This is a genomic window from Variovorax sp. dw_308 (genome assembly GCF_019207085.1).
Classification (GTDB): Bacteria; Pseudomonadota; Gammaproteobacteria; order Burkholderiales; family Burkholderiaceae_C; genus Variovorax.
In genome coordinates this window covers 114,459-133,243 of the sequence record NZ_JAATOM010000002.1, presented here as the reverse complement: position 1 = coordinate 133,243, position 18,785 = coordinate 114,459, and the positions used below count along the sequence as shown (strand labels likewise).

The following is an 18,785-nucleotide window of genomic DNA, read 5'->3' as shown; positions in this document are numbered from 1 at the left end:
GTCAATTATTCTTCTCGTCCTTCGACATGATGTCGGTGGCCTTCAGGTTCACGCCGCACGGCGGGAAGTCGTTGGTGGTGAAGAAGTTGTCCGTCAGGTCGGGGAAGTAGTTCTCGCCGGCCTTGAAGTTCGGGTGCGTTGCCGTCGGGATCGGCACGGAGATCAACTGCGGCATCACCTTGCCCTGCAGCGCGGCCACGGCCGCCTTCATCGAGATCGCCACCAGCCCCGGCGACTGCCCGAGCGAGGTGCACACCAGCCCGTCCTTGGCCCGTTCGGCACACAGCTTGCGGAAGCCGTTCTCCGCTTCGCCGGCCACCGGGATCATCTTGTGCTTGGCGTCGATCAGCGCGCGCACCGAGCCCGTCGAGCCGCCCTGCGTGAACATGCCGTCGAAGTTCTTGTGCACGGCGACCGCATCGGCCACCGCCTTCTGCGCCGTGCCGTCGTCCCAGTTGCCGACCACCTCGACGACTTCGAACTTGTTGCCCGGTGCCTCGACCACCTTGCGGAAGCCCAGGTGCCGGTCGCGGTCCACCGAGTTGCCGGGCACGCCGCGCACCTCGAGCAGCTTGCCGCTCTTGCTGGGGATGTTCTTCACCAGCCATTCGCCGGATTGCGTGCCCATCGCGGTCTGGTCTTCGTTGACCATCATCACCTCGGTGCTGTCGAGCACGTTGTCGAAGGGCACCACCACCACGCCGGCCGCGTTGGCACGCTTGATGACCGGCGCGAACGCCGTCGGATTCACCGCGATGGTGACGATCGCGTCATAGCCAGAGTTGATGAAGTTGTCGATGGCCGCGATCTGCGCCGCCACGTCGGTGCCGGTCGAGACGATCTTGAACTCCTTGAGGTTCTCCTTCATTTCCGGCGTGGCCGCATAGGCCTTGGCCATCTTGATCATCTGGATGCGCCAGGTGTTGCCCACGAACCCGTTGGCCAGCGCGACGCGATACGGCCCCTTCTTGGCCGGCCACTGGAAGTACTTGGTGCTGGCATCCCAGGGCTTGAAGCAGCCGGGGTTCTCGCCCGGCCCGTTGACCACGGCCGGCCCCGCGGCATTCACTGCGGCAGACGCCACGAGCGCTGCGACGGCAGCGGCAACACGAACGCGATGGCTCATTTCCTTGTCTCCTCGGTGGGATGCGGCGCGACGCAAGGGCTGCGCACGCCGAGGGGCCTGACCACGCTGCCGGGACTCTGCCCCTCGCTCGGGCCCCGTCAGTCAGTTAACAAAGTTGCAGGATCATCATACAAATCGGGTTTGGTGTGGGTTGCGGGTATACCCTGCGTGCCTTCGCTTGCGCGTGGGCCGCGAGAGCCCCACATCGACTCAAGAGGCCTCGCCCGATGCGCGCCGCGGCGCGCAGGTGTACCCTGTTCCAGGGAGCGCAATACCTCACGTGGAGCGCGAAATGCCGAGCCGTTTCTGCCTGTTCGCCAACCCTGTTTTCAGCCCGCACCGGAGTCCGCCATGACGATGCGCCGCCACTGGCTGTGCGTACTGGCGCTGCTGCTGGCCGTTGCCTTGCAGCCAACTGCCGGCGGCGCTGTGCAGGCCGCCGTGCCGCCCGTGTTCCTCGTTCGCATCCAGGGTGGCATCGGCCCGGCGACGGCGGCCGAGGTCAAGCGTTCGCTGCAGCGCGCCGCGCAAGAGCATGCGCAGCTTGTCGTGCTGGAGATGGACACGCCCGGCGGCCTCGACAACGCCATGCGCGACATCGTGCAGGACATCCTCGCCTCGCCGGTTCCCGTGGCCGGCTATGTGGCGCCCTCGGGTGCGCGGGCGGCCAGCGCCGGCACCTATCTGCTCTATGCCTGCCATGTCGCCGCAATGGCGCCGGCCACCAACCTGGGTGCGGCGACGCCGGTGGAGATCGGCATGCCCGGCACGGGCGGGGGCAGGGCGCCGGCAGCCCCGCCGACGGGCGCCGCCTCCGCACCTGCCGAGCACGACGACACCATGGCCGCGAAGCGCGTCAACGACGCGAGCGCCTATCTGCGCAGCCTGGCGCAATTGCGCGGTCGCAACGCCGCCTGGGCCGAGCAGGCGGTGCGCGAGTCTGTGAGCCTGGCGGCCAACGAAGCGCTCGCGCGGAAGGTCATCGATCTGGTCGCCACGGACACCGCCGACCTGCTGCGCCAACTGGACGGCCGAGAGTTGACGCCCGGCAGCCCCGGCGCAGTGGCGGTGAAGCTGGCCACGGCGGGCGCCACCGTCGTCAGGATCGAAGCCGAGTGGCGCGCGCGGCTGCTCGGGGTGATCAGCGATCCGGGCCTGGCGCTGATCCTCATGATGATCGGCATCTACGGTCTGCTGTTCGAGTTCATGAACCCGGGCTTCATCGCGCCCGGCGTGATCGGCGGCGTCGCGTTGCTGCTGGCGTTGTGGGCGCTGCAGATGATGCCCATCAACTACGCGGGTGTCGGCCTGATCCTGCTGGGACTGGCCTTCTTCGCCGCGGAGGCTTTCGTGCCGAGCTACGGCGCGCTCGGGCTTGGCGGCGTGACGGCATTCGCATTCGGCGCGCTGCTGCTGATCGACAGCGACGTGCCCGGCTTCGGCATTCCGCTCTCGCTGATCGCGGTGTTGACGCTGATCTCGGCCGCCTTCGTGATCGGCGTGGCGCGCATGGCCGTCAAGGCGCGTGCGCGACCGGCGCGCGCCGGCCTGCAGCGCATGGTCGGCGCCACGGCCGAGGTGCTCGAATTCGGCGGCGGCGAGGGCTGGGCGCTGGTGGACGGCGAACGCTGGCGCATCACCGCGACGCAGCCCTTGCGACCGGGCCAGCAGGTGCGTGTCTCGCGCGCCGAGGGCCTCACGCTGCAGGTCGGGCCTGTTCCTCCTGGCAGTTCATCGACGGAAGCGAGCCCCGCATGATTTCACTCTTCGTATTGCCGGCCGTGCTGGTCTTGCTGGCCCTGGTCGCGGCCAGTTCGCTGCGCATCCTGCGCGAATACCAGCGCGGGGTGGTGTTCCAGCTGGGGCGCTTCTGGCGCGTCAAGGGACCGGGGCTGGTGCTCCTCATTCCCGGCGTGCAGCAGATGGTGCGCATCGACCTGCGCATCGTCGTGCTCGACGTGCCGTCGCAGGACGTGATCTCGCGCGACAACGTCACGCTCAAGGTCAACGCGGTGCTGTACTTCCGCGTGGTCGACCCGGAAAAGGCGGTGATCCAGGTCGAGAACTTCCTGGCCGCCACCAGTCAACTGGCGCAGACCACGCTGCGCGCCGTGCTCGGCAAGCACACGCTCGACGAGATGCTGTCGGAGCGCGAGCGCCTGAACCTCGACCTGCAGAAGATCCTCGACAGCCAGACCGACGCCTGGGGCATCAAGGTGACCAACGTCGAGATCAAGCACGTCGACCTCAACGACACGATGATCCGTGCCATCGCCCGCCAGGCGGAGGCGGAACGCGAGCGGCGCGCCAAGGTGATCCATGCGGAGGGCGAGTTGCAGGCCTCCGAAAAGCTCGCGCAGGCCGCGGAAATCCTGGCGAAGCAGCCGCAAGCCATCCAGCTTCGGTACCTCGAGACGCTGACCGTGATCGCCGCCGACAAGAACTCGACCATCGTGTTCCCGCTGCCGATGGACATCGTCGCCCCGCTGATCGAGGCCCTGAAGCGGAAGTAGCCGCCTTCAGCCCGAACGTCAGCCGTATCGGGTCAGGAACCAGCCGCGCCGGTTGGTGATGCGCTCCGCCGGTGGGGCCTTGACGTGCTCGATCAATTCCCGCGCTGCCTGGCCGAGCAAGGCCAGGTAGGCAACGTCGGCGTTGTGCGAATACGTGAGCGCCGTGGCGAGCTGTTCGAACTCGGCCTCCGACGGTCCGTCGCCATAGCCGCTCAACTCCGCCGCGAAGGCGCGCGCCAGGCGCTCCTGGGCATAGGCATAGGTCACATACCGCGCCGCGCGTTCCGCGAAGGCGACATCGAGCTGGAGTTTCAGGAGCGGATTCATATCGGGCCTTTCGACGGGGCCACGCTGAACCCCATGGCATCAGCCTCCGATTTTTTAAGCCCCCGGTATGTACGCCGAGGCTCCAAGGCTTCTACGGCGAAGCCCGTTTCGCGCTGTAGGCACCCGCGAAGTGTGACTTTAGTTGTATCTCTCCTACAACGAAAGTGTATCTCCGAGAAACAATAATGTTACTTAGTGGTTACGATTGTGACCCATGCTTACTTTATCACTCCTCCGTGCATCCGCCCCAGCCGGCACCGCCGACGCTGGATGTTCATCCAACACCCCTTCGCGCATGAGCCGCGTCCGTCGCGCCATTGCGCCGTGGGCAGCCAGTGCGCTGGTCCTGTCGCTCGCCGCTTGCGGCGGTGGTGGCGGAGGAAGCGGTGGCTTCCCGTTGAGCTTCGGCACCCCGTCGAGCACGTCGAAGCCGACCGACACGACCGCCCCCCCGACCGACACGACGACGCCCCCGACCGACACGACCACCATCACGACGCACAAGGTCACCGGTTCCGTCACCGGCCTGGCCGGCAGCGGCCTGGTGCTCCAGAACGGTTCCGACGAACTCGCCGTGTCTGAAAACGGCAGCATCACCGTCGCCCTGGCCCTGCCTGAAGGCCTCAGCTACAACGTGACCGTCAAGTCGCAGCCCGCCAACCCGGCGCAACTCTGCACGGTCAATGGCGGCAGCGGCACCATCGGCAAGGACGACGTCGTCGACGTCGCCGTCGTCTGCTCCACCTCCAGCTTCAATGTGAGCGGCTCCGTGACCGGCCTCGAAGGCAGCGGCCTGGTGCTGCAGAACAATGCGGGCGACGACATCCCCGTCGCAGCAAGCGGCCTGGTCGACTTCGGCGAGATCGCCAGCGGCGCAAACTACGCGGTCACCGTCAAGACGCAGCCGTCCAACCCGCTCCAGACCTGTTCGGTCAACAACGGCACCGGCACGGTCAGCGACGTGGCGATCAGCGACGTCGCCGTGATCTGCTCGACCAACAGCTACAGCGTCAGCGGCACCGTGGCGGGCCTGCAAGGCACCGGCCTGGTACTGAAGAACAACGGCGGCGATGCCATCACCGTCAATGCCAACGGCGCGTTCACGTTCCCCGCAAAGGTCGCAAGCAACGCGACCTACACCGTATCTGCGGTGGCGCCGGCGACGGGCACGAGCCAGGCCTGCACGGTCACCAACGCCACCGGCACCATCGTCGACAGCGCTGTCAGCAATGTCGTCGTGAACTGCGCGGCCAACAGCTTCAAGGTCAAGGGCACCGTGTCCGGCCTGGACGGCGTGGGCCTCAAGCTGCTCAACAACGGTGTTGACGAACTGACGATCGCGGCCAACGGCACGTTCAGCTTCGCCACCTCGGTGGCCAGCGGCACGGGTTACGCAGTGACGGTCAAGACGCAGCCGACGCTGGTCACGCAGAACTGCGTCGTCACGAATGGTGCGGCCAACATCGGCAGCGCCGATGTGACGGACGTCAACGTGGCCTGCACGAGCCAGAAGGCGCGCTATGCGTACCTGACGACTGGCGCGAACAAGGTCGTGCCCTACGCCATCGGCGTCACGGGGCAACTCACTGCTGTCGTCAACGGCGCGGCCAACACCGACAACGGTCCGCTCTCGATCGCCGTGGACGCGACCGGCACGCACGGCTATGTCTCCACGTTCAGCGGCATCGACCAGTACAACATCGCCAACACCGGCGCCGTCTCGGCGATGGCACCGACGTTCAAGGTGAACTCCGGCAACGTGGCGACCGTGCTGGCGCTCGATTCCAAGAGCCGCTACGTCTTTGCGCTGAATACGTTCGAAGGCTTCCCATCGAACGGCACGCTGAACGTGTTCCCGGTCGGCAGCAGCACAGGCGCGCTCGGTACGGCTGTCAAGGTGTCTACGGGCCTGGCCCCGCTGGCACTGGCAGCAGAGCCGTCGGGCCGTTTCGTGTACGTGGGCAACTTCGGCTCGCTGTCGGGTGCCACCGGCTCGCGCATCACGACCTACAAGGCCGACACGCTGACCTCGATCGCTTCGGTGGCTGGGGGTGACTTCGTGACGGCGCTGACCGCCGACCCGACCGGAACCTTCGTCTTCGCACTCATCGGCGATATCGACTTCAACTCGGTCACTGGCGTCGGCAGCCTGGGCAACATCGCATCCAGCTCGATCCAGGCCTTCAAGATCCAGGCCAATGGTTCGTTGGCGTCCGTGTCCACGGTGGGCATCGGCGGCAAGATGGCGACCTCGCTGGTGGCGCATCCGGCAGGCAAGTTCGCCTACGTTGCGATGACCAACGGCGCTGTGCGTCGCTACTCGGTCAACACCAGCACCGGCGCCTTGGCCGCGTTGGGCGACACGACGGCGCTGAGCGGCCCGGTGTTGCGCGTCAGCATCGATCCGTCGGGCAAGTTCCTGTTTGCCGCCACGGCAACGGGTGTCACGACCTACTCGGTCGGTGCAAACGGCGCGCTGACCTCCGTGTCCACGTTGGCCACGCCGGCAGTCACCTCGATGGCCCTGGGCCTCTGACGCAAAAACGGCTGCCTTGCGGGGCAGCCGGTGGATTGCACTTGACGGTGCGGGCGAGCCTTCGGGCTTTCCCGCACCGTTTGCGTTGGGGCCGACGCAGGGCAGGGCAGGGATGCCGGGGGGCGCTTCGACAGCCTCGTCCGTACGTCGGACGAAGCCGGAATTCAGATCAATTGGGCAGCGCGGTGTTCTTCGCGCGTTTGCCGTTCAGCGCATAGAGCGCCGGCTGCTCGATGACGACATCGCCGAGCGAGCCCGGCGGGGCGGCGACCATCTGGGTCTGCTGGATCTCGCGTTCGAGCCGCTTGGCCCGTTCGGCATACATCTTGGCCAGGGCGCTGTGATGCTCCGCCGCGGCCTGGTGTTCCAGGCGCGCCATGTGTGCTTCCTCCAGCAGCACGACGGCTCGTCGTATGTGCTGCTTGGGCCCGGAAAACAGGTTGAACATTGCGATCTCCTTGCAAGGTAGACGAACAACTTCGCACGATCACATTCTTCGAGTGCACGGGCCTGCGGGTCAAGCCCCGTTACGTGGGATTCGTGTGACTTGCGTCAATCCGAACGGCGTAGGTGAGGTCGCGCGGAGGGTGGACGGCTCGTTCTCACCACAACGGTGCGCGGCTTGCGAAAAGCCGCCACCGGCGTAGCATTCCGGCCGGTGAACAAGCGCCGGTTCCTCCTGATCACCCTGGGCGGTGGCCTGCTGGCCGCCATGCGTGCGGTGTCGGCCCTGCCAGGCGGGGTGCTGACGCGCGCTCACAGGGTGATCGAATGAGGACGGCGTTGGCCCACGTGACCGCCCCGCATTGGCGGCTGTTCCCCAAGTACGCGACGCTGATCATTGCCGTGGTGGCCGGTGTGCTGGCGGTGAGCGGCGCCATCAGCATCTATTTCTCGTACCGCGAGACGCGCACGCAACTGGTCGCGTTGCAGTTCGAGAAGGCCCAGGGCGCGGCCACCCGCATCGAGCAGTACATGCTCGATATCGAGCACCAGTTGAGCTGGACGGCGCTGCCGCGCGTCGAATCCGGCGGCGACCCGCTGGAGCAGCGCCGCATCGAATACCTCAAGCTGCTGCGCCAGACGCCCGCCATCACCGAAGTGGTCTGGATGGACCCCGCCGGCCTGGAGCAACTGCGCGTGTCGCGCCTGGGCATGGACTCGATCACCACCGGCGCCGACATGTCGCGCGACCCGCGCTTCACCGAGGTCGCGGCCGGCAAGACCTACTACGGCCCGGTGTACTTCCTGAAGGGCACGGAGCCCTACATGACGATCGCGCGCGCCGCCGGCAGCGGTGGCGGCGTGACCGCGGCGGAGGTGAACCTGAAGTTCGTCTGGGACGTGGTCTCGCGCATCAAGATCGGCCGTGCCGGGCTGGCCTACGTGGTCGATGCGGGCGGCACGCTGATTGCGCATCCGGACATCAGCCTGGTGCTGAAGAAGAGCGATCTCAGCCCCTTGCCGCAAGTGGCCGCGCGCGATGCGCCGGAGGGCCAGGCGCAGCCCGTGGCGCGCGACCTGTCGGGTGCCGAGGTGTTCGCGGCGCATGCGCGCATTCCTGCATTGGGCTGGACCGTGTTCGTCGAGTCGCCGCGCGCCGAGGCCTATGCGCCGCTGTACGCGACCATCCTGCGCACCGGGCTGTTGCTGCTGGCCGGCCTGCTGGTGGCGACAGCCTTGAGCTTCTTTCTCGCCCGCGCGCTCGTGCGCCCGATCCAGGCGCTGCAGGAAGGCGCCGCACGGCTCGGCGCCGGCGAGCTGGAGCACCGCATCGACGTCCACACCGGCGACGAACTCGAGACCCTTGCCGCGCAGTTCAACCAGATGGGCGCCGACCTGCGCGCCTCCTACGCCGGCCTGGAGCGCAAGGTCGACGAGCGCACCAGCGAACTCACCGTGTCGCTCGCCTACCAGACCGCGACCAGCGAGATCCTGCGCGTGATCAGCGAATCACCCACTGATGCGCAGCCGGTCTTCGATGCGGTGCTGCGCAGTTGCGAGCGGCTGTTCGGTGCGGTGCACATGGGCATCTCGATGGCCGGCGAGGACGGGCTGGTGCACCTCGCGGCGCAGCACGGCTCGGCCAACCGCGAGGCCTTCGCAAGCACCTTCCCGGTGCCGCTCACGGCCGAGTCCGGCTCGGGCCAGGCGATCCTGCAGCGCCGCGTCGTGCAATACCCCGATGTAGCCGGGCCGGATGTACCGCTGTTCGTGCGGCGCAGCAGCGAGGCAGTGGGCACGCGCGCCGTGGTGCTCGCGCCCTTGCTCTGGGAGGGACGCGCCATCGGCGTGATCTTCATCGGCCGGCCGGAGCCGGGGCCGTTCTCCGAGAAGGACGTGGCGCTGCTGAAGACCTTCGCCGACCAGTCCGTCATCGCGATCCAGAATGCGCGCCTGTTCAACGACACCCGCGAGGCGCTGGAGCAGCAGCGCGCATCGGCGGAGGTGCTCAGCGTCATAGGCCGTTCGGTGGCCGATGCGCAGCCCGTGTTCGACAGCATCCTGCTGAGCTGCGAGCGGCTGTTCGACAACTCGCATGTCGTGATCGACCAACTCGGCAGCGACAATGCCTGGCACCTGGCCGCCTATGCCGGCCCGCATCCCGAAGAGCTGGCGGCGATGTATCCGGCGCCAGCCGAAGCGGCGACGCGCAGGCAGTCCGAGTTGATGGTGCGCAAGGTTACGCACTTCCCGGACGTGGCCACCGCGACCAACATGTCCGAGACGCTGCGGCGCGGCTGCGAACTGGTCGGCTGCAAGTCGCTCGCGATCGTGCCGATGCTGTCGGAGGAAGGGCGCCTGGGCACCATCCTGGTCGGGCGCCACACGCGCGAGCCGTTCAGCGCCAAGGAGACGGCGATGCTGCTGACCTTTGCCGACCAGGCGGTGATCGCCATCCGCAATGCGCGGCTGATCCAGGAGATCCGCAGCACCAGCCGCGAGCTGGCGCAGGCCAACCAGCACAAGTCGGAGTTCCTGGCCAACATGTCGCACGAGTTGCGCACGCCGCTCAACGCGATCATCGGCTTCTCCGAGGTGCTGTCGGAAAAGATGTTCGGCGATGTCAACGACAAGCAACTGGAATACCTCAACGACATCAACACCTCTGGACACCACCTGCTGTCCCTCATCAACGACATCCTGGACCTGTCGAAGATCGAGGCCGGGCGCATGGAACTCGACCTGTCGTCCTTCGACTTGGGCATGCTGCTCGACAACAGCACGACGCTGGTGCGCGAGCGCGCCCTGCGGCAGGGCCTGACGCTGACGCTGGACGTCGACGAAGGCCTCGGCGAATGGGTGGCCGACCAGCGCAAGCTCAAGCAGGTGCTGGTCAACCTGCTGTCGAACGCGGTCAAGTTCACGCCGGCCGGTGGCAGCGTGACGTTGCGCGCGCGCAAGCTCGACCATGCGGTGGAAATCGCCGTGGTCGATACCGGGGTGGGCATCGCGGCGGATCAGCAGGCGCTGGTGTTCGAGGAGTTCCGCCAGGCCACCGGCGAATACTTGCGCAAGGCCGAAGGCACCGGCCTTGGCCTCGCGCTGGCCAAGCGCTTCGTCGAGCTGCACGGCGGCACGATGCGCCTCGAAAGCGCGCCGGGCCAGGGATCGACCTTTGCGTTCGACCTGCCTGAGCGCGAACTGGAGGCTGCCTGATGCCCGCAGTGCACAACATGGAGGTCTTGAAATGCCCACCATATTGATCGTCGAGGACAACGACAAGAACATGAAGCTGGTGCGCGACATCCTTCAGTTCGAGGGCCATGCCACGCTGGAGGCGACCACCGCCGCCGAGGGCGTGGCGCTGGCGACCGGAAGCCTGCCCGACCTGATCCTCATGGACATCCAGCTGCCGGACTTCGACGGCGCCGAGGCCCTGCGGCGCATCCGCACCAACGCCGCGCTCGACGCCATCCCGATCCTCGCGGTATCCGCATCCGTCATGCCGGATGAACAGCAGAAAGTCATCAACTCGGGCTTCGATGCCTTCATCACCAAGCCGATCGACCTGAAGCAGTTCCGCGCGACCGTAAAGCGCTTCCTGGCCCAGGGGAGGCAAGGGTCATGAGCGTCTCCAAGGTGCTCGTCGTCGATGACGTTCCGGTCAACGTCAAGCTGCTCGCCGACATCCTGGCGGTCAAGGGCTACGCGGTGGTCACCGCGTCGTCGGGTCCGCAGGCGCTGGCGCTGCTTGCCGCCGAGAAGCCCGATCTCGTGCTGCTCGACGTGATGATGCCCGGCATGAGCGGCTACGAGGTTTGCGCCGCGATCCGCGCGGACCCGGCGCACGCCATGCTGCCCGTGGTGCTGGTGACTGCGCTGGACCCCGGCCAGGAACGCATCAAGGGCCTCGATGCGGGTGCCGACGACTTCCTGACCAAGCCCGTGAGCCAGGCCGAACTGCTGGCGCGCGTGCGCTCGCTGCTGCGCATCAAGCACCTGTACGACCAGGTGCAGCGGCAGAGCGCCGAGCTGGCCGAGTGGAATCGCCAGTTGGAAGAGCGCGTTGCCAAGGGCGTGCGCGAACTGGAAAACCTGGGGCGGCTGAAACGCTTCTTCTCCCCGCAACTGGCCGAACTGATCGTGGCCGGGGGCGCCGACGACCCACTGAAAAGCCATCGACGCGAGATCACCGTCGTGTTCCTCGACCTGCGCGGCTTCACCGCTTTCACCGAGACCGCCGAGCCGGAGGAGGTGATGGGCGTGCTGGCCGAATACCACGCCGCTATGGGCCGGCTGATCCTGCAGTACGAAGGCACGCTGGAGCGCTTTTCGGGGGACGGGATCATGGTCTTCTTCAATGACCCGGTGCCGATCGCGGACCCCAGCCTGCGCGCCGTCGAAATGGCGCTGGCCATGCAGCAGGAGGTTGCCGTCCTCAGCGCCGCATGGAAGAAGCACGGCTACGACCTGACGATGGGCGTTGGCGTGGCGCAGGGCTTTGCCACCATCGGTGGCATCGGCTTCCCGGGCCGCATCGACTACGGCGCCATCGGCACCGTGACCAATCTCGCGGCGCGCTTGTGCGGCGAGGCGGCGGGCGGGGAGATCCTGATGTCGCGGCGCGTGGTGGGCGCGCTCGACGGTCGTCTGAACGCCGAGGCGGCGGGTGAGCTGATGCTGAAGGGATTCCAGCGGCCCGTGCCGACATTTCGGTTGGTATTTGGCTGACAAGGGACGGGCGGGTGGTGTTGATACTCGATGTAACCAGTTACCCCCTAAGTTGTATTGTGCTCACGTTGGTGTTACATACAATTTCTTACATCCGATCCACGACTGGCCTGATTTTCAGACATCCAATGAACCTGTCGCCCTCCCTGCTCAAAGGTGCCTTGCTCGATGCCCAACAGTGCAACGGCATGGCGCCCACCACCAGCCAGATGCTGATCAGCGAAGGCTGGGCCGAATGGGTCGACTATGAATTCGGCACGCCAATCGACGAGAATGACCCGCGTTCCTTGATGCGCCTGACCGCGGCGGGACATATCGAGTTGGAGGCACTCGAAGGTACGCTGGTCGATCAGCCTATCGCCACGCTGCCGGTCACCGTGCAGCAGCCGAGCGCAAGAAAGCCGCAGCCGAGCGGGGTGTCCTTCCGCTTTTCGATCGGGCTCCGAGCGCGGGCGGCGATTTAGTACGTCGCCAGGACATCGCGTCATATCTCTTTCAGGAATGCAGTCGACTGAAAATTAATCGCTTTTAGAAGATCTTCGGGGCTCGCAGAATCGCGTTCACCACCACCCCGAAGGCTTCCAGAATGCAATCCCGTCTCTCCCTGGCGCTCGGCCTGGCCGCAGCCCTCCTGTGCTCGCCCGTACTCGCGCAAACCGATACGCTCGCCAAGATCAAGGCCAGCGGCAGCATCCAGATCGGCGGACGCGACAGCCAGGTCCCGTTCTCGTACAAGCCCGCCGGCGGCGGCGATCCGGTCGGCTTCACCAACGACATCTGCCTGAAGATCGTCGAGGCGGTGAAGGCCAGGCTGGGCATGCCCAACCTGGAAGTGCACTACACGGTCCTGACCTCGACCAACCGCATTCCGTTGCTGACCAACGGCACCGTCGACCTCGACTGCGCCACCACCACGAACACCGTGCAGCGCCAGCAGCAGGTCGCATTCGCGCCGAGCCATTTCGTCACCAACATCACCGCCGCGGTGAAGAAGAACTCCGGCATCAACACCCTGGCCGATTTGAACGGCAAGACCGTGTCGACCGTGTCCGGCAGCACGGGCATCCAGCTCCTGCGCCAGTACCGCAAGGCAGGCAACGTCGAGGTGCAGGAACTGGCGGCCAAGGACACGGCGGACGGCTTCCTGCTGCTGGCGTCGGACCGCAGCGTGGCCTACATCCTCGACGACGTGCAACTGGCCGGCCTCATCGCAACGTCGACGAAGCCGGGCGACTTCAAGATCCTGACGGGCGAGTCGCTGCGCCAGGAGCCCTACGGGATCATGTACCGCAAGGACGATCCGGCGTTCAAGGAAATGGTCGACAAGACGGTGACGGACCTCATGAAGTCCGGCGCCATCGAGCAGCTCTACGCCAGATGGTTCACCAAGCCGATCCCGCCGACCAATGCCAACCTCAACTTCCCGATGACGGATGCCGTCAAGGAGATCTACAGGAACCCGAACAACAAGGGTGTGTGAGTTGTCAACGCGCCGCCTGGAACATCTGCGTGAAATCGCAGCATTCCTGCGCCAGCATCACGATCGAAGCCACCAGCGAACTCCGATGCTCGCCCTTGTACATCGCCACGTAGGTCACCGGCGGCAGCGCGGGCGTGACGTCGATGGGTGCGAGCAGTCCCTGGTCGACCATCTGCTGCAGTGCATGGCGAGGCAGGTAGCTCACGCCCAGGCCGGAGACGGTCAGGCCGATCAGCGCGACGAGGTTGTGGATGACGATCGTGTTGGCGGGCTGGATGCCGAGCTCCTTCATCCAGCTGTCGTAGAGCAGGCCGGTGCCCGACTTCGAGCCCTGGATCAGCATGCGCTGGCGCGCCAGTTCATGGAGGCGCACCGGCTCACCTTGCGGGATGAGCCCGGGCTTGCACATCCACGCGCTTTCGACGGCGCCGACGGCCTTGCTGGGGATGCGCGTGTCGGCGAAGGCGTCGGGCACCACGATGAGGTCGAGCTCGTCGGCCAGCACCTTCTCGCGCAGGTTGACGCTGCTGTCGACGTCCGGCTCCAGGGTGACCTTCGGGTAGTGCGACTGGATCCGCTCGACCCAGCGCGGGAACCAGGTCATCGCGGTGAGTTCGGTCACGCCGATGCGAACACGGCGCTCGAGCACGTCCTGCCGGCCGAACTGCTCGACGGCCGCATCGCGCTGCGCGAGCAGGCTCTTGGCCAGCATGAACATCTCCTCGCCCTTGTCGGTGAGGCGGGCGGATCGCTGCGTGCGGTCGAACAGCTCGGTGTCGAACACCATCTCCAGCTCGTGCACGCGCTTGGACACGGCCGACTGCGAGGTGTGCAGCTTGTTGGCCGCGAGTGCGAAGCTGCCGAGCTGGCCGATCCAGTAGAGCGCTTCGAGTTGCTTGAAAGTCATCATGGCCGAGGCGCGTTCATTTCTTCAGCTGGAGAGTCTCCCTGATCACGTCGCCGCGGTCAGGGTCTCCCCAATCCTATTCATCAATATTTTTTCTGGAAATCCAGCATGAACACCGATCAAGGCGCGCTCTTCGCCGATGCGCTGATGCACGAGATCAAGAGCCGGTTTCACTATGTCGACCACGACATGAACGGGCGGCAACGACTCTTCTTCGACAACGCCGGCGGCTCGTTCCGGTTGAAGGCCGCGGTCGAGCAGATGGGGCGCATCGACGCGTTGCCCGACTGCCCCGAGCGCATCCATGAGCTCGCGATCTTCCTGCAGCGCGTGCAGGCCCAGGGCACCGACGACGTTCGCACAATCCTCAACGCGAACGGCGGCAGCGTCTACGCCTCGCTCACCGCGTCCGGCGGCATGTTCGACATGGTGCGCGCGGTGGCCGAGAACGTGCCCGGCACGAACATGGTGACCACCGTGCTCGAACATCCCTCGTCCTTCGACGCGATGTCGCTGTATGCCGAGCGCCTCGGCAAGACGCTGCGGGTCGCGCAGTCCAACCCGGTGACAGGCGGCGTCGATGTCGACGAGATCGTGGGCCTGGTCGACGAGAACACGTCGCTGCTGAGCGTGATCTACGCGTCCAACATTTCGGGCGCCAAGCTGGACATCGAGCAGATCGTGAAGCGCACACGCGCCATCAAGCCCGACCTCTACATCATCGTGGACGCGGTGCAGCACGCGCCGCATGGGTTGATCGACCTGCAGAAGACGCTGGTGGACGGCATCAACATCGCGCCGTACAAGTTCTTCGGGTGCAGAGGGTCGGGCATGTCGTGGGTGTCGGATCGTGCGTCGGTGCTGCCGCATCACAAGCTGGCCGGCAAGAAGAAGGACTTCTGGGACCTGGGCAGCGCGGCGCCCTGGCAGTTCGCGGTGGTCACCGAGATCGTCAACTACGTCTGCTGGCTCGGCGGACAGTTCAGCCAGAGCCAGGACCGGCGCGAACTGTTTGCCGCAGGCATCCATGGCATCGAGCTGCATGAGCGTGCATTGCTCGCCCGCTTGCTCGATGGCGACGACAACAACCCTGGCTTGCGCCGCATGGACAACGTGCAGGTCTTCCTCGACTACGAAGACCTCACGAAGCGCGACCTGATCCTCGCGATCGGCATCGACAACCTGGAGCACGCGCAGGCGGTGCGGGAGTACGAGAAGCGCGGCGTGATCGTCTATGAACGTGTGGCGACGAGCTTGTATTCGAAGCGCATGCTGCAGTCCTTCGGGCTTGAAGGCGCGATTCGCGTGTCTCCGCTGCACTGCAATTCCGTGGCCGACATCGATCGCTTCCTGCAAGTAACGAGGGAGATCAGCCAGGTGTTTGCCACCGCTTGATCAAGGGCGGGCAAGCGCATGGGCACGCGCGGGTCAAACGCCCAGCAAGGTCGACAGCGTCTCCGGTGCAGCCACCAATGCTGCCGATTCCGAGGCCAGCACGATCCGGCCTTTCTCCATCACCACCGCGCGATCCGTGTGCCCCAGCACCTTGCGCCAGTCGCGGTCCACGATCAGCGTGGCGATGCCGGTACTGCGGATGTCCGCGATCACACGCCAGATCTCGGCCACGATCAGCGGTGCCAGGCCTTCAGTGGCTTCGTCGAGGATCAGCAGGCGCGGATTGGTCATGAGCGCGCGGCCGATCGACAGCATCTGCTGCTCGCCGCCGGAAAGCTGCTGGCCGCCGTGACCCAGTCGCTCGGTGAGCCGCGGGAAGGTCGCCATCACGCGGTCGAAGGTCCACGCGCGCTGGCCGTCGATGCCGGCGCGGGCGCTCATCAGCAGGTTCTCCTTGACGGAGAGGTTCGGAAAGATGCCGCGGCCTTCGGGCACGTAGCCGATCCCCCGGCGCGCCATCTTCTCCGGCACCCAGCCGGTCACGTCCTGGCCATCGAGCTTCACTTGGCCAAAGGCAGGACGCACATAGCCCATCAGCGTGCGGATCAGCGTGGTCTTGCCCATGCCGTTGCGTCCGAGCAGGCCGACCGATGTCGATGCCGGCAACTCGACGTCCACGCCGCGCAGGATGTGGCTGTCGCCGTAGTAGGTGTTGATGCCTGTGACTTGCAACATCTCAATGGTCCTCACCCAGGTACGCGGTGCGAACCTCCGCGTTGTTGCGGATCGCATCCGGGTCGCCCGTCGCGATGACGGCGCCGTTGACCATCACCGTGATGCGGTCGGCAATGCGGAACACCGCATCCATGTCGTGCTCCACCAGCAGGATCGCATGCGAGGACTTCAGCTGGGTCAGCAGCGCGAGCATGCGTTCGGTTTCCTCGGCGCCCATGCCGGCCAGCGGTTCGTCGAGCAGCAACACGCGCGGCCGCGTGGCCAGGCACATCGCGACTTCGAGCTGCCGCTTGGCGCCGTGGCTCAGCGTGCCGGCGATGCGTTGCGCGTCGGCCGCCAGCCCGGCTGCGGCCAGGGCTTCGTCGGCGGCGGCATTGCTGGCGGCGCAGCGCGCAGAGGCTTCCCAGATGGCCCATGGACGCGGCGCCGACGCCTGCGCCGACAGCCTGCAGTTCTCGTGCACGGAGAACTCCGGAAAGATCGTCGTGCGCTGATAGCTGCGGCCGACGCCTTCTCGTGCGCGGCGCGACTGGGCGCGCGTCGTGATGTCCTCGCCTTCGAGCGTGACGCGGCCTTCGGATGCGGCAATCTCGCCGGAGAGCATGTTGATCAGCGTCGACTTGCCCGCGCCGTTGGTGCCGATCACTGCATGCACCTCGCCGCGATGCAGGTCGATGTTCACCGCGTTCACGGCCACCAGGCCGCCAAAGCGGCGCGTGAGTTTGTCGACGGCCAGCAATGCGCTCATGTGGATGCCTTCGGGGAAAGCCGCGAAGCGATGCCGACGATGCCCTTCGGCAGCAAGGCCACGAACGCGATGATCGCGAGGCCCAGCGTCAGCTGCCAATGGTCCGCCAGCGGCCCGACGAAGGCTTGCGTGGACAGCAGTTCCTTCAGCAGCGTGAATGCCACGGCGCCGATCACCGCACCGCGCAGGTGGCCAAGGCCGCCCAGGATGATCATCAGCAGCACTTCGCCCGAGTTGTGCCAGGCGAGCAGCTCGGGGTTGACCACGCCATCGCGCGAGGCCAAGAGGAAACCCGCCAGCCCGGCCAGCGCGCCGGCCAGCACGAAGGCCGCCAGCTTGTAGCCATACACCGGGAACCCGGCCGCCCGCATGCGCTGCTCGTTCACGCGGATGCCGGCGAGCGCGGCGCCGAAGCGCGAGCGGCGGATCAGCGCCAGCAGGCCGTAGCTGAACACCAGCGAGCCCAGCACCGCATAGAACTGCACATAACGGTTGTCCATGTCGATCGAGCCCAGCGCAGGCCGGATGTACATGTAGATGCCGTCGCTGCCGCCGCCGAACTTGGTGTCGTGGAAGACGAAGAAAGCCATCTGCGCGAACGCCAGCGTCACCATGATGAAGTACACGCCGCGCGTGCGCAGGCTGAGCGCGCCCACGACCAGCGCATAGGCCGCGGCGCTTCCCATGGCCAGCGGCAGCAGCATCGCGATCGAGCCGCCGTCCTTTCCGGAGCCGAGCACCGTGGCATAGGCGCCGATGCCGTAGAACGCCGCGTGGCCGAGGCTCACCAGCCCGGTCATGCCGACCAGCAGTTCCAGGCTCAACGCGAAGATCGAGAGGATCATCACCTTGACGATGAAGTCCGACGCATACGGGCTCAACATCGGCCCGATCACGGCCAGCAGCAACGCACAGGCCAGCGGCAGGATGTGATTGAGGCGACTCATCATGTCTTCCGCCCCATCAAGCCTTCGGGCCGCCAGATCAGCACGATCGCCATGAGCACGTACACGCCCATCCCGCTCAGCTCGGCAAAGAACACCTTGCCGAAGGTGTCCACGAAGCCCACCAGCAGCGATGCCACCAGCGCCCCGGTGATCGACCCGATGCCGCCGATCACCACCACCACGAAGCAGATGATCAGCACGCTCGCGCCCATGCCCGGGTACACCGAGGACATCGGCGCCGCGATCATGCCGGCCAGCGCCGCGAGCGCCACGCCGGCCGCGAACACGATGCGGTAGAGCCTGCGGATGTCGATGCCCAGTCCGCGCACCATATCGCGGTTGCTGGCGCCGGCCCGCACCATCATGCCGAGCCTCGTGCGATTCACCACCCAGTAGAGCCCGATGGCCAGCACGATGCAGGCCGCCGAAGCAAAGAGCCGGTACCACGGGTAGCTCATGAGGCTGCCGAGCGCAAAGCTGCCGTCCAGCCAGGGCGGCACCTTCACGCCGTGCACGTCGTTGCCGACCAGGATGGAGCGCAGTTCCTCGAACACGAGGATCAGCCCATAGGTCATCAGCACCTGCTGCAGATGCTCACGCTGGTAGAGAAAACTGAAGAACGCCCATTCGAGCAGGTAGCCGAACACCGCCGCCAGCACCACGCCGGCCACGAGCATCACGATGAACTGGTCGCCGAACAGCGGCGACAGCGCGAACGCCATGTACGCGCCAATCATGTAGAAGCTGCCATGCGCCAGGTTGATGACGCCCATGATCCCGAAGATCAGCGTCAGCCCCGAGGCGACCAGGAACAGCAACAAGCCGTATTGCGCGGCGTTCAGGCACTGAACGAGGAAGGTTCCAATGTCCACTCAGAGGCTCTCGTCATGTCTGTT

18 protein-coding genes are annotated in these 18,785 nt (G+C 66.0%); 10 read left to right on the top strand and 8 right to left on the bottom strand.

Annotation, left to right across the window (positions count from 1 at the left end):
• Nucleotide 1: 1 nt before the first annotated feature.
• Nucleotides 2-1,126, bottom strand: coding sequence for a sugar ABC transporter substrate-binding protein (locus HCU76_RS03865; RefSeq protein ID WP_213956522.1), 1,125 nt, complete (start codon nucleotides 1,124-1,126; stop codon nucleotides 2-4).
• A 351-nt stretch (nucleotides 1,127-1,477) separates the two neighbouring features.
• Here HCU76_RS03865 and HCU76_RS03860 point away from each other — a divergent pair, with 351 nt between their 5' ends.
• Nucleotides 1,478-2,884, top strand: coding sequence for a nodulation protein NfeD (locus HCU76_RS03860; protein WP_218508528.1), 1,407 nt, complete (start codon nucleotides 1,478-1,480; stop codon nucleotides 2,882-2,884).
• Nucleotides 2,881-3,639, top strand: coding sequence for a slipin family protein (locus tag HCU76_RS03855; protein WP_213956524.1), 759 nt, complete (start codon nucleotides 2,881-2,883; stop codon nucleotides 3,637-3,639). Before HCU76_RS03860 ends, HCU76_RS03855 begins: the two co-directional genes overlap by 4 nt.
• Before the next feature lie 18 nt (nucleotides 3,640-3,657).
• Here the strand turns inward: HCU76_RS03855 and HCU76_RS03850 are convergent, their stop codons facing one another.
• Nucleotides 3,658-3,966: a hypothetical protein gene (locus HCU76_RS03850; protein WP_213956525.1), complete on the bottom strand. Its 309-nt coding sequence runs from the start codon at nucleotides 3,964-3,966 to the stop codon at nucleotides 3,658-3,660.
• A gap of 295 nt (nucleotides 3,967-4,261) precedes the next feature.
• Between HCU76_RS03850 and HCU76_RS03845 the strand changes: the two genes are divergently transcribed.
• On the top strand, nucleotides 4,262-6,502 hold the full coding sequence (locus tag HCU76_RS03845) for a beta-propeller fold lactonase family protein (RefSeq protein ID WP_218508527.1): 2,241 nt from the start codon (nucleotides 4,262-4,264) through the stop codon (nucleotides 6,500-6,502).
• 169 nt (nucleotides 6,503-6,671) lie between these two features.
• Here the strand turns inward: HCU76_RS03845 and HCU76_RS03840 are convergent, their stop codons facing one another.
• Entirely contained in the window at nucleotides 6,672-6,950 is a 279-nt protein-coding gene (locus HCU76_RS03840) for a hypothetical protein (RefSeq protein WP_213956527.1), read from the bottom strand.
• A 174-nt stretch (nucleotides 6,951-7,124) separates the two neighbouring features.
• On the opposite strand from HCU76_RS03840, the gene HCU76_RS03835 reads away from it, so the two are divergent.
• From HCU76_RS03835 to HCU76_RS03810, 6 genes are all read left to right on the top strand, one after another.
• Nucleotides 7,125-7,277: a hypothetical protein gene (locus HCU76_RS03835; protein ID WP_213956528.1), complete on the top strand. Its 153-nt coding sequence runs from the start codon at nucleotides 7,125-7,127 to the stop codon at nucleotides 7,275-7,277.
• Between the two features lie 17 nt (nucleotides 7,278-7,294).
• On the top strand, nucleotides 7,295-10,162 hold the full coding sequence (locus HCU76_RS03830) for an ATP-binding protein (RefSeq protein WP_371319768.1): 2,868 nt from the start codon (nucleotides 7,295-7,297) through the stop codon (nucleotides 10,160-10,162).
• Nucleotides 10,163-10,193: 31 nt separating this feature from the next.
• A complete protein-coding gene (locus HCU76_RS03825; protein WP_218508525.1) occupies nucleotides 10,194-10,574 on the top strand; it encodes a response regulator in 381 nt (126 codons plus the stop codon).
• Nucleotides 10,571-11,677 carry an adenylate/guanylate cyclase domain-containing response regulator gene (locus HCU76_RS03820; RefSeq protein WP_218508524.1) on the top strand — a complete coding sequence of 369 codons (1,107 nt, stop codon included), beginning with the start codon at nucleotides 10,571-10,573 and terminating at the stop codon, nucleotides 11,675-11,677. The genes HCU76_RS03825 and HCU76_RS03820 overlap by 4 nt, the downstream gene beginning before the upstream one ends.
• Nucleotides 11,678-11,805: 128 nt before the next feature.
• On the top strand, nucleotides 11,806-12,141 hold the full coding sequence (locus HCU76_RS03815; RefSeq protein WP_213956532.1) for a hypothetical protein: 336 nt from the start codon (nucleotides 11,806-11,808) through the stop codon (nucleotides 12,139-12,141).
• A gap of 122 nt (nucleotides 12,142-12,263) precedes the next feature.
• Nucleotides 12,264-13,157 carry a transporter substrate-binding domain-containing protein gene (locus HCU76_RS03810; protein ID WP_218508523.1) on the top strand — a complete coding sequence of 298 codons (894 nt, stop codon included), beginning with the start codon at nucleotides 12,264-12,266 and terminating at the stop codon, nucleotides 13,155-13,157.
• 4 nt (nucleotides 13,158-13,161) lie between these two features.
• Here HCU76_RS03810 and HCU76_RS03805 read toward each other — a convergent pair whose 3' ends face one another.
• A complete protein-coding gene (locus tag HCU76_RS03805) occupies nucleotides 13,162-14,064 on the bottom strand; it encodes a LysR family transcriptional regulator (RefSeq protein ID WP_213956634.1) in 903 nt (300 codons plus the stop codon).
• A 108-nt stretch (nucleotides 14,065-14,172) separates the two neighbouring features.
• On the opposite strand from HCU76_RS03805, the gene HCU76_RS03800 reads away from it, so the two are divergent.
• The gene (locus HCU76_RS03800) at nucleotides 14,173-15,459 is read left to right on the top strand and encodes an aminotransferase class V-fold PLP-dependent enzyme (RefSeq protein WP_218508522.1); all 1,287 of its coding nucleotides are present in this window, start codon (nucleotides 14,173-14,175) and stop codon (nucleotides 15,457-15,459) included.
• 33 nt (nucleotides 15,460-15,492) lie between these two features.
• On the opposite strand, the gene HCU76_RS03795 is transcribed toward HCU76_RS03800, so the two are convergent.
• The 4 genes from HCU76_RS03795 to HCU76_RS03780 are packed head-to-tail and all read right to left on the bottom strand — an operon-like array spanning nucleotide 15,493 to nucleotide 18,761.
• Nucleotides 15,493-16,194 carry an ABC transporter ATP-binding protein gene (locus HCU76_RS03795; RefSeq protein ID WP_218508521.1) on the bottom strand — a complete coding sequence of 234 codons (702 nt, stop codon included), beginning with the start codon at nucleotides 16,192-16,194 and terminating at the stop codon, nucleotides 15,493-15,495.
• A 1-nt stretch (nucleotide 16,195) separates the two neighbouring features.
• Nucleotides 16,196-16,942 (bottom strand): ABC transporter ATP-binding protein, encoded by a 747-nt coding sequence (locus HCU76_RS03790; RefSeq protein ID WP_218508520.1) that lies wholly within the window; start codon nucleotides 16,940-16,942, stop codon nucleotides 16,196-16,198.
• Complete coding sequence (locus HCU76_RS03785) at nucleotides 16,939-17,892, bottom strand: branched-chain amino acid ABC transporter permease (RefSeq protein ID WP_371319759.1); 954 nt, start codon at nucleotides 17,890-17,892, stop codon at nucleotides 16,939-16,941. The genes HCU76_RS03790 and HCU76_RS03785 overlap by 4 nt, the downstream gene beginning before the upstream one ends.
• Nucleotides 17,889-18,761 carry a branched-chain amino acid ABC transporter permease gene (locus HCU76_RS03780; protein WP_218508519.1) on the bottom strand — a complete coding sequence of 291 codons (873 nt, stop codon included), beginning with the start codon at nucleotides 18,759-18,761 and terminating at the stop codon, nucleotides 17,889-17,891. Before HCU76_RS03780 ends, HCU76_RS03785 begins: the two co-directional genes overlap by 4 nt.
• Between the last annotated feature and the right edge of the window lie 24 nt (nucleotides 18,762-18,785).

Bases quoted from the DNA above. Each gene is read 5' to 3' on its own strand.
- HCU76_RS03855 (WP_213956524.1), top strand. From the start codon at position 2,881: ATGATTTCACTCTTCGTATTGCCGGCCGTGCTGGTCTTGCTGGCCCTG.
- HCU76_RS03815 (WP_213956532.1), top strand. From the start codon at position 11,806: ATGAACCTGTCGCCCTCCCTGCTCAAAGGTGCCTTGCTCGATGCCCAA.
- HCU76_RS03845 (WP_218508527.1), top strand. From the start codon at position 4,262: ATGAGCCGCGTCCGTCGCGCCATTGCGCCGTGGGCAGCCAGTGCGCTG.
- HCU76_RS03850 (WP_213956525.1), bottom strand. From the start codon at position 3,966: ATGAATCCGCTCCTGAAACTCCAGCTCGATGTCGCCTTCGCGGAACGC.
- HCU76_RS03810 (WP_218508523.1), top strand. From the start codon at position 12,264: ATGCAATCCCGTCTCTCCCTGGCGCTCGGCCTGGCCGCAGCCCTCCTG.
- HCU76_RS03820 (WP_218508524.1), top strand. From the start codon at position 10,571: ATGAGCGTCTCCAAGGTGCTCGTCGTCGATGACGTTCCGGTCAACGTC.
- HCU76_RS03795 (WP_218508521.1), bottom strand. From the start codon at position 16,194: ATGTTGCAAGTCACAGGCATCAACACCTACTACGGCGACAGCCACATC.
- HCU76_RS03860 (WP_218508528.1), top strand. From the start codon at position 1,478: ATGACGATGCGCCGCCACTGGCTGTGCGTACTGGCGCTGCTGCTGGCC.
- HCU76_RS03865 (WP_213956522.1), bottom strand. From the start codon at position 1,126: ATGAGCCATCGCGTTCGTGTTGCCGCTGCCGTCGCAGCGCTCGTGGCG.
- HCU76_RS03790 (WP_218508520.1), bottom strand. From the start codon at position 16,942: ATGAGCGCATTGCTGGCCGTCGACAAACTCACGCGCCGCTTTGGCGGC.
- HCU76_RS03785 (WP_371319759.1), bottom strand. From the start codon at position 17,892: ATGATGAGTCGCCTCAATCACATCCTGCCGCTGGCCTGTGCGTTGCTG.
- HCU76_RS03800 (WP_218508522.1), top strand. From the start codon at position 14,173: ATGAACACCGATCAAGGCGCGCTCTTCGCCGATGCGCTGATGCACGAG.
- HCU76_RS03840 (WP_213956527.1), bottom strand. From the start codon at position 6,950: ATGTTCAACCTGTTTTCCGGGCCCAAGCAGCACATACGACGAGCCGTC.
- HCU76_RS03805 (WP_213956634.1), bottom strand. From the start codon at position 14,064: ATGACTTTCAAGCAACTCGAAGCGCTCTACTGGATCGGCCAGCTCGGC.
- HCU76_RS03825 (WP_218508525.1), top strand. From the start codon at position 10,194: ATGCCCACCATATTGATCGTCGAGGACAACGACAAGAACATGAAGCTG.